At 66.5% G+C, this 8,033-nt stretch carries 8 protein-coding genes; 3 read left to right on the forward strand and 5 right to left on the reverse strand.

Features of this window, described 5'->3' with window-relative positions:
* Positions 1-62: 62 nt before the first annotated feature.
* The gene (locus GN330_RS22025; protein ID WP_156715641.1) at positions 63-1,226 is read right to left on the reverse strand and encodes an isovaleryl-CoA dehydrogenase; all 1,164 of its coding nucleotides are present in this window, start codon (positions 1,224-1,226) and stop codon (positions 63-65) included.
* On the reverse strand, positions 1,192-1,836 hold the full coding sequence (locus tag GN330_RS22030; RefSeq protein WP_156715644.1) for a TetR/AcrR family transcriptional regulator: 645 nt from the start codon (positions 1,834-1,836) through the stop codon (positions 1,192-1,194). The genes GN330_RS22025 and GN330_RS22030 overlap by 35 nt, the downstream gene beginning before the upstream one ends.
* A 410-nt stretch (positions 1,837-2,246) precedes the next feature.
* On the opposite strand from GN330_RS22030, the gene rnk reads away from it, so the two are divergent.
* The 3 genes from rnk to GN330_RS22045 all read left to right on the forward strand — a co-directional run bounded on the left by rnk (position 2,247) and on the right by GN330_RS22045 (position 4,762).
* Positions 2,247-2,699, forward strand: a complete 453-nt coding sequence (gene rnk, locus GN330_RS22035) for a nucleoside diphosphate kinase regulator (protein WP_156715646.1) — start codon at positions 2,247-2,249, stop codon at positions 2,697-2,699.
* A gap of 148 nt (positions 2,700-2,847) precedes the next feature.
* Positions 2,848-3,387 (forward strand): GreA/GreB family elongation factor, encoded by a 540-nt coding sequence (locus GN330_RS22040; protein WP_156715648.1) that lies wholly within the window; start codon positions 2,848-2,850, stop codon positions 3,385-3,387.
* A gap of 118 nt (positions 3,388-3,505) precedes the next feature.
* Positions 3,506-4,762 (forward strand): D-amino acid dehydrogenase, encoded by a 1,257-nt coding sequence (locus tag GN330_RS22045; protein ID WP_343041055.1) that lies wholly within the window; start codon positions 3,506-3,508, stop codon positions 4,760-4,762.
* Between the two features lie 16 nt (positions 4,763-4,778).
* On the opposite strand, the gene GN330_RS22050 is transcribed toward GN330_RS22045, so the two are convergent.
* The 3 genes from GN330_RS22050 to GN330_RS22060 all read right to left on the reverse strand — a co-directional run.
* Positions 4,779-5,891, reverse strand: coding sequence for a pyridoxal phosphate-dependent aminotransferase (locus tag GN330_RS22050; protein ID WP_156715653.1), 1,113 nt, complete (start codon positions 5,889-5,891; stop codon positions 4,779-4,781).
* Between the two features lie 157 nt (positions 5,892-6,048).
* Positions 6,049-7,146, reverse strand: coding sequence for a porin (locus GN330_RS22055; RefSeq protein ID WP_197435278.1), 1,098 nt, complete (start codon positions 7,144-7,146; stop codon positions 6,049-6,051).
* 272 nt (positions 7,147-7,418) lie between these two features.
* On the reverse strand, positions 7,419-8,033 hold a 615-nt coding region (locus tag GN330_RS22060), incomplete at its 5' end, for a serine hydrolase domain-containing protein (RefSeq protein ID WP_156715657.1).

The following is an 8,033-nucleotide window of genomic DNA, read 5'->3' on the forward strand; positions in this document are numbered from 1 at the left end:
GACGAGAACTGTGGGCCGGCATCTCCGGAAAGGTGCTTAATGCGTGGCGGGTGCATGCGGCCTCAACCGCTCTCCGCCATCATCTCGCGGCCGATCAGCCATCGCCTGATCTCGCTGGTGCCGGCGCCGATCTCGTAGAGCTTGGCGTCGCGCAACAGTCGGCCGGTCGGATAGTCGTTGATGTAGCCGTTGCCGCCGAGGATCTGGATCGCGTCGAGCGCGCACTGGGTTGCTTTTTCGGCCGAAAACAGCACGCAGCCGGCCGAATCCTTGCGTGTTGTCTCGCCCCGGTCGCAGGCCGCCGCCACCGCGTAGACATAGGCCCGGCTGGCGTTGAGCGCAGCGTAGATGTCGGCGAGCTTGGCCTGGACGAGCTGGAACTCGCCGATCTTCTGGCCGAACTGCTTGCGTTCGTGGCAATAGGGCACGGCCACGTCGAGGCAGGCGGCCATGATGCCGACCGGACCGGCGGCCAGCACCACGCGTTCGTAGTCAAGCCCGGACATCAGCACCTCGACGCCCTTGCCCTCCTCGTGCAGCACGTTTTCGAACGGCACCTCGACATTGTCGAACACCAGTTCGCCGGTGTTGGAGCCGCGCATGCCCAGCTTGTCGAGCTTCTGCGCCACCGAGAATCCCTTCATGGTGTTTTCCACGATGAAGGCGGTGATGCCGCGCGAATGCCGCTCGGGATCGGTCTTGGCGTAGACCACCATCGTGTCGGCGTCGGGTCCGTTGGTGATCCACATCTTGGTGCCGGTCAACACGTAGCGGTCGTTCTTCTTTTCCGCCCTGAGCCGCATCGACACGACATCCGAGCCGGCGCCCGATTCCGACATTGCCAGCGCGCCGACCTTGTCGCCCGCGCACAGGCCGGGCAGATAGGCCGCCTTCTGCGCGGCCGTGCCCCAGCGCCTGATCTGGTTGACGCACAGATTGGAATGCGCGCCGTAGGAAAGCCCGACCGAGGCCGAGGCGCGCGAAATCTCCTCGATCGCCACCACATGGGCGAGATAGCCCATGCCCGATCCGCCATGCTCGGGATCGGCGGTGATGCCGAGCAGCCCCAGTTCGCCGAGTTCCTTCCACAGCGCGGCGGGGAATTCGTTGCTGGCGTCGATCTCGGCCGCGATCGGCGCGATCCTGTCCTGGGCGAAGCGGCGCACCATGTCGCGCAGCGCCTCGATCTCCTCACCCAGCCCGAACTGCATCATGTGCGTGAACATTTTTTTCCTCCGCATGCCCGGCCGCTGCGACCAGGCGCATTGTCATGGTGTGGTATTTGTCGGCCACTTCGCGTACCGACAGTCTTTCGTCGGGCCGGAACCAGACGATCACGCCGGTGATCATCTGAATGATCGCCATCGCCGTCAGCGCCGGGTCGTCAACGGTGAACGCCCCCGCGGCCGCGCCGGTCCGCAAAATCCCGCGCAGTTCCTTTTCATAGGTCGCGCGCAGCCGCAGCACCGCCGTCAGCCGCACGGGCGAGAGGCTTCTCAGCTCCATATTGGAGACATGGGTGGCGTGCCGGCGCGCGACATGAAAAACGATATGATTGCGCACGAATGCGGCAAGCCGCGCGGCGCTGTCGGCCGGGCCGGGATCGGCCGCTCTCCAGGCTGCGATCAACTCCTCCATGTGCTCGCGCATCAGCGTGAACAACAATTCTTCCTTGGTCGGAAAATAGCGGTAGAGAGCGGCGGCCTGGACGCCGACCTCGGCCGCCAGCCGGCGCATCGAGACAGCCTCGTAGCCATGGCGCGCGATCAGGTTGACGGCCGCCTCGCGGATCGCAGCCTCCGTTTTTTCGCCGTCCGAGCCGATCGTGCGCGCCATTGCGTTTCTCCCGAACGCAATAATAAAACGAACGTTCAATTAATTCAAGAGAGCCGGCGCCGTGTCCTATGCCGGGGGCTTGGCGATATATTATCGCGGAGGTCGGTCAGGGTGTGCCGACTGCTGATCCAAGGACGGGCCGAGGCTTGACATTGCCGCCGCCCTACACCAAGTCTCGACGCATGTACTGGACCGAGCAACCCGTTTTGATCCTTCACAGGGTGTGTCCTATCGCGGGACACTGACCCCGGGCCCGGTCGCGTCGCGCCCCGGCTGCGGGGCACAGGCAAGTTTTCCCGCTAGGCGGGACGACGCGAACCCGAAACGCGACACTTCATCCACCAGACCAAACCAAGGCGCCGCGCATCGCAAGTGCACCGGCGGCGCCTGATTTACGAGGAAGTCCAGGAATGGCTCCCGAGACCAAGAGAAAGCGCAAGCCGGCGATTGCCATGACCCGCTCCGACCATGAGCGGCTTTCGCGGCTGGCGGAAGGCTTTGCCGAACGCAATCCTGCCGTCGCCGACCAGCTCTTCGCTGAGCTCGACCGCGCGCGCACCGTGGACGATTCAAAACTGGCCGCCGATGTGGTGCGCATGGGCTCGCGTCTGCGTTTCACCAGCGATATCGGCGAGGATCGCACGGTCACGCTGGTGTTTCCCGGCGAGGCGGATATTGCCGAAGGCAAGGTCTCCGTCCTGACGCCGATCGGCGTCGCGCTGATCGGCCTGGCGGCCGGGCAGTCGATCGACTGGACCGCCCGCGACGGCCGTACCCACCGGCTCACCGTGGAGAGCGTCGACAACGCCACCAGTGTCGCACCCGCGCCGGCCCCGGTGCATGAAGCGGGCCGGGCCTCATGAGCGGGGCCAGGCCTTTCTGTCGCCTCACGCTGTTCGGAGGCTGTCTCCTCGCAGGATCGTAGCCCCTGTGCCGCCCGCCAGCGGCCAGGGGATTCTCCATTGTCGTCAAACCGCAACCGCTCCCCGGGCGGAGCGCTGGAGAACTGCGATGTCTGAGCAAAGCTGCATCCTCACCACCAAGGATCATACGATCCTCGAAGTCATGTTCGAGCGCTGCCTGGGTCAGGACGATCCGATGGCGGCGCTGCTGAAAGAAAAGCTCGACACGGCGCGTGTCGTCTTCGGCGACGACATTTCCGCCACCGTGGCGACCCTCAACAGCCGGATCACGTTCAGCGTCGACGGCCGCGAGCCCGATACAAGGGTGATCTCGCATGAACGCATGCAGTCGCCGGTCGGGCTTTTCCTTCCGCTGACCTCGCTGCGCGGGCTGGCGCTGATCGGTCTCAGTGAAGGCCAGCTGTTCCGGTTCGCCGGGCAGGACGGCGTTCACGAGACGATCGTTCTGGAAAGCGTTCTCTACCAGCCCGAGGCCGCGCGCCGCGAGAAGGAGGCGCTGACGCGCATGGCGCCGCCTGTGCATAGCCGGCCGACGCTCACGTTGATCCAGGGCAGCGTCCGAACCTCGGGCCGCCAGGCTTCGGTCGGTCCCGGCGGGTTCGACGATCCCGGCCCCTCCGCCGCCTGAAAGGACCATCCGGCTTTCGCGGTTTCCGGCCACCCGCAACGGGCTCTGCCAGGCCGCTTTGCCCAGGGGCGCCGTCCGCCGGGCGGCGCCATCCCCATCAAAACCACCGGAGAACGAAATTATGAAAGTGCTGGTCCTCGGCGGAGGCGTCATCGGCGTGACCACCGCCTACTATCTGGCCCGGTCCGGACACGAGGTCGAACTCGTCGAACGCTGCGATGGGCCGGGCAAGGAGACCAGCTTCGCCAATGCCGGCCAGGTCTCGCCGGGCTACGCCTCGCCGTGGGCGGCCCCGGGCGTGCCGCTGAAGGCGTTGAAATGGCTTGCAATGCGGCACGGGCCGCTGGTGGTGCGTCCGGGCGTGGACCCGGCCCGCTGGATCTGGCTCTTCAAGATGCTGCGCAACTGCACCGCGGACCGGTATGCGCGCAACAAGGCCCGCATGGTGCCGCTCGCCGAATACAGCCGCGACTGCCTGAAGCAGTTGCGGGCCGAGACCGGCCTTGCCTATGACGAGCGCAGCCGCGGCACGCTGCAACTTTTCCGCACCCGAAAGCAGTTCGACGGCATCGCCCGCGACGTCGAGGTGCTGCGCCAGTTCGACGTCGCCTACGAGGCGCTCGACCGCAAGGGTTGCGTGGCGGCCGAACCGGGACTGGCCGGCGCCAAGGCCGATTTCGTCGGCGGTTTGCGGCTGCCCGGCGATGAGACCGGCGACTGCCATTTGTTCACCACCCTGCTGGCGCAGGCTGCCGCCGCGCACGGCGTGACGTTTTCCTACGACACCGACGTGCAGGCGCTGATGAGCGACGGCCGCGCGGTGACGGGCGTTGTGACGTCGCGCGGTTTCCGCGAGGCCGATGCCTATGTCGTGGCGCTCGGCAGTCACAGCCCGACCGTGCTCGGCCCGCTGGGGCTAAAACTGCCGGTCTATCCGGTCAAGGGTTATTCGCTCACCATGCCGGTCGCCGAGGAGCACGCTGCCCCGGTCTCGACCGTGATGGACGAGACCTACAAGACCGCGATCACCCGGCTCGGCACGCGTATCCGCGTCGGTGGAACGGCCGAGATCGCCGGTTTCGACCTCGGCCCCAGGCAGAGCCGCCGGGCCGCGCTCGAGCACTCCTTCAACCAGTTGTTTCCAGCGGGCGGCGATACCGCAAAGGCCACGTTCTGGTGCGGGTTGCGTCCGATGACGCCGGACGGTCCGCCCGTGGTCGGCGCGACCCCTGTGGAGGGCCTCTATCTCAACACCGGCCACGGCACGTTGGGCTGGACCATGGCCTGCGGCTCGGCCCGCGTTCTGGCCGATTTGATCGGCGGCAGGACACCCGAGGTCGATGCCGGCGATCTGAACCTGGCGCGCTACGGCTGACCCGGCTGCCTGCCGTTCAGCCGGCGGCGGCCGCTGCGAGCGCCCCGGGCAGTTCGGCGGCGAAAAGCGCCAGTTCGGCCTCGGGCCCGGCCGAGACGCGGATGCAGCGGTCGAGGCCGGGCGCCATCGGCTTGCGCACGAAGATGCCGGCGGCAAGCAGCGCCTCGGTCACTTTTTGCGCATAGGCGCCGTCGCGCCCGCAATCGATAGTGACGAAATTGGTCGCCGAGGGCAGGGCGGCAAGCCCGTTTTGTGCGGCGATCGCCGCGATCCGGTCGCGCCCGGCGGCGACCTTGCCGATGACGGTCTCCAGCCAAGCCTGGTCGGCAAGGGCGGCAAGCGCGGCCGCCTGGGCCATGCGGTTGACGCCGAAATGGTTGCGCACCTTGTCGAAGGCGCGGATCTGTTCGCGTTCGCCGATCGCGTAGCCGCAGCGCAGGCCGGCCAGCCCATAGGCCTTGGAGAAGGTGCGCATGCGCAACACGTTGGGCCGTTCCACGTCGAGCGGCGGCAGGGTGCCGGCCGGCGCGGTCTCGCCATAGGCCTCGTCGAGAACCAGCATTGTGTCGTCCGGCAGCGCTTCGATGAAGCGCATCACCGTATCCGCGTCCCACCACGTGCCCATCGGATTGTCGGGATTGGCGAGATAACACAGGCTGGCGTTTTCGCGTCGCGCCGCCTCAGCCAGACCGTCCAGATCCTCGTGGTCGTCGCGATAGGGCACCGTAACGAGCCGGGCGCCGAAGCCGGCGACATGGTAGTTGAAGGTCGGATAGGCGCCGAGCGAGGTCACCACGGCAGCGCCGGGCGCGGCGAACAGGCGCACGGCCAGGCCGAGCAGCCCGTCAATGCCCTCGCCGACCGCGATCGTGTCGGGCGCCACGCCGAGCCGTGCCGCGAGCGCTTGTTTCAGGTCGAAATTTTCCGGGTCGCAATAGCGCCAGGCCAAACCGGCCGCCCGCGCCATCGCGTCGATCACGGACGGTGCCGGTCCGAACCCGCTCTCATTGGCGCCGAGACGGGCACGGAACGGCGCGCCGCGCGCGCGTTCCTGCGTTTCAGGCCCGACGAAGGGCACCGTGGCGGGCAGCGACTGGGCAAGCGGGGTCAGGACGGGACGGGAGGACATGGGGCGTGGGAATTCCAGATGGGGAAGGGACGGGCAATATAGCCGGATTCCCGGCAGACAGGAACCGCGTCGTCAAGCGGCCGGCGGCCGAAAAAATGAAAACGGCCCGGCGCGAACGCCGGACCGAAGAAAAATTTGTTTCGGGCGAAAACGTTGATCAGAAGCTGCGCGTGAACGACAGGAAGCCACCGACCGAGCCGTCGCGTGTGTCGACCTTGTCGTAGGTCACTTCCGAACGAATCTCGAAATTGTCGATCGGTTCCCACACCATCGACAGTTCGGCGACATAACCGTTCAACCCGGTGCTGACGCTGGAATTGCCGGCGTAGAAATCGTTGAAATACTCAAAACCGACCGAGCCGCCGACCGTCGAGGTGAACTGGTGGTAGTAGGAGGCGAGCGCGGCCCATTCGGCATTGCCCATGCCGCCGGAGATCGCGCCATAGGAGCTGCCGGTGCCATAGACGTGGTCGCCATCGGCGTAGTAGCCGATCAGGCGCAACGAGGAACCGGTGGTGTTGGGGACGTTGAGCTGCAGGCCGATCGATGCGCCGAAGCCGTCGAAGGATTCGTCATAACCGACCCGGCCCCAGACACCGCCCCAGCCCTGTTCGTACGACAGCACGCCGACGATGTCGGGCATGTAACCTTCGCCCGAAAGCGCGTCGTCTTCCAGCGAGATGACGCCGAACAGGCCGCTGGCGGTCGAGAAATTGTACTGAATCAGGTGGCGCTGCTGATCGCCGTACCACAAGGCGCCGTCGGAATGCGTGCCGGTGGTGTTGATGCCCGAAACCGTGTCGCCCCAGGCCGATTCGGTGTAACCCATCCGCAGGCCGCCGAGGCTGATCCAGGCCTGATCGACGGAAACGGCGCCGTCGCTCGGCACGCCCCAGGTCGACTGCAACCGCAAATAGCTGCGCAGCATGCCCCATTCGGTGTCCTGGCGGGCGTCGATATTGACCCGGGCGCGGGTTTCCTTGTTCCAGCCGTCCGGTGCGTATCCGTTGAAGTTCGGCGTGTCGGTCAGCCCGTCATCGCTGGTCGCGCCGACCCGGTAGCGCACGTAACCCGAGATGCGCAGGCAAGTCTCGGTGCCGGGGATATAAAAGAAACCGGCTCCGAAGGCGTCGCAGACCCGTACATATTCCACCGGCTCCGGCTCGGCGATGACCACCGCGTCGGCTGCCATCGCGGCAGCCGGCGCGAAGGCCAGCGTCGCCGTGGTGCCGACAAGCAACTTCCTGATCTTCATGTCATTCTCCAATGGTGGACGGGGCTTGGGATTCCCGCCCGAAACGCGTTTCATGCGTCCGGCGGCTCAGCTAAGGCGATGAGGTCGTCCGGAACATCGAATCGTAATGTTATAACAAATTATGACTCGATGAGTCAGCAATAAGCAGATTGTTGTGGGGTTGGCCAGAGCGAAATTGCGTCGCAGCCGACCGTTCCGCGCCGATGACCGGACGCGGGTGCACAATCGCCGAAGCCTGTGACATCTGTGTTACAGGGTTGGAGAAGCCGCCGTCACAACCCGCGCGCGATCCGGGCCAGCATCGCCGCCTCGCGCCGGGTGGCGGGATCGTGGCTCGGCTGCGGCCGCGAGGACAGCTTGGCCAGCACCACCCGGCACTGCGGATCGATCCACAGCCATTGCTCGTGGATGCCGATCGCGGCCAGGCTGCCATGATCGTCGCCGACCGAATACCAGCACGAGCGGTAGCGCCCCTGTGCGAACAGGTCGACGAAATCGCCGTCCGCCCAGGCGCTCCGGCTGCCGTTTGTACGCAGGTCCGAAATCCAGTCGGCCGGCACCACCTGGCGGCCCTTCGCGACCCCGCCGTCGAGCACGAGCTGGCCGATCCGGGCCAGGTCGCGCGCCGTCATCGCGATGCCGCCGGCGGCCCGCGCCGTCCCGATCCGGTCGACGGTGACAAGGGCCTCGCCCGTGGCCCCCATCGGCCGCCACAGCCTGTCGCGCAAAAAGGCATGGTAGCGCTGGCCGGCCGCGCGCTCGACGACCAGGCCGAGCATGTCGGTCACCGGCGAGGCGTAGCGAAAGCGCCGGCCATGGGCTCCATCGGCGCGCGGCAGCGCGGCAAGCACCTGCGGCAGGGTTTGCGCCGCGTCGGGATCGTGCTC

It is taken from the genome of Nitratireductor arenosus, from assembly GCF_009742725.1.
Lineage (GTDB): Bacteria > Pseudomonadota > Alphaproteobacteria > Rhizobiales > Rhizobiaceae > Mangrovimarina > Mangrovimarina arenosa.

What these genes read in the sequence shown, in the direction of transcription:
- GN330_RS22025 (WP_156715641.1), bottom strand. Translation starts at nt 1,226, where the DNA reads ATGTTCACGCACATGATGCAGTTCGGGCTGGGTGAGGAGATCGAGGCG.
- GN330_RS22030 (WP_156715644.1), bottom strand. Translation starts at nt 1,836, where the DNA reads ATGGCGCGCACGATCGGCTCGGACGGCGAAAAAACGGAGGCTGCGATC.
- rnk (WP_156715646.1), top strand. Translation starts at nt 2,247, where the DNA reads ATGGCTCCCGAGACCAAGAGAAAGCGCAAGCCGGCGATTGCCATGACC.
- GN330_RS22040 (WP_156715648.1), top strand. Translation starts at nt 2,848, where the DNA reads ATGTCTGAGCAAAGCTGCATCCTCACCACCAAGGATCATACGATCCTC.
- GN330_RS22050 (WP_156715653.1), bottom strand. Translation starts at nt 5,891, where the DNA reads ATGTCCTCCCGTCCCGTCCTGACCCCGCTTGCCCAGTCGCTGCCCGCC.
- GN330_RS22055 (WP_197435278.1), bottom strand. Translation starts at nt 7,146, where the DNA reads ATGAAGATCAGGAAGTTGCTTGTCGGCACCACGGCGACGCTGGCCTTC.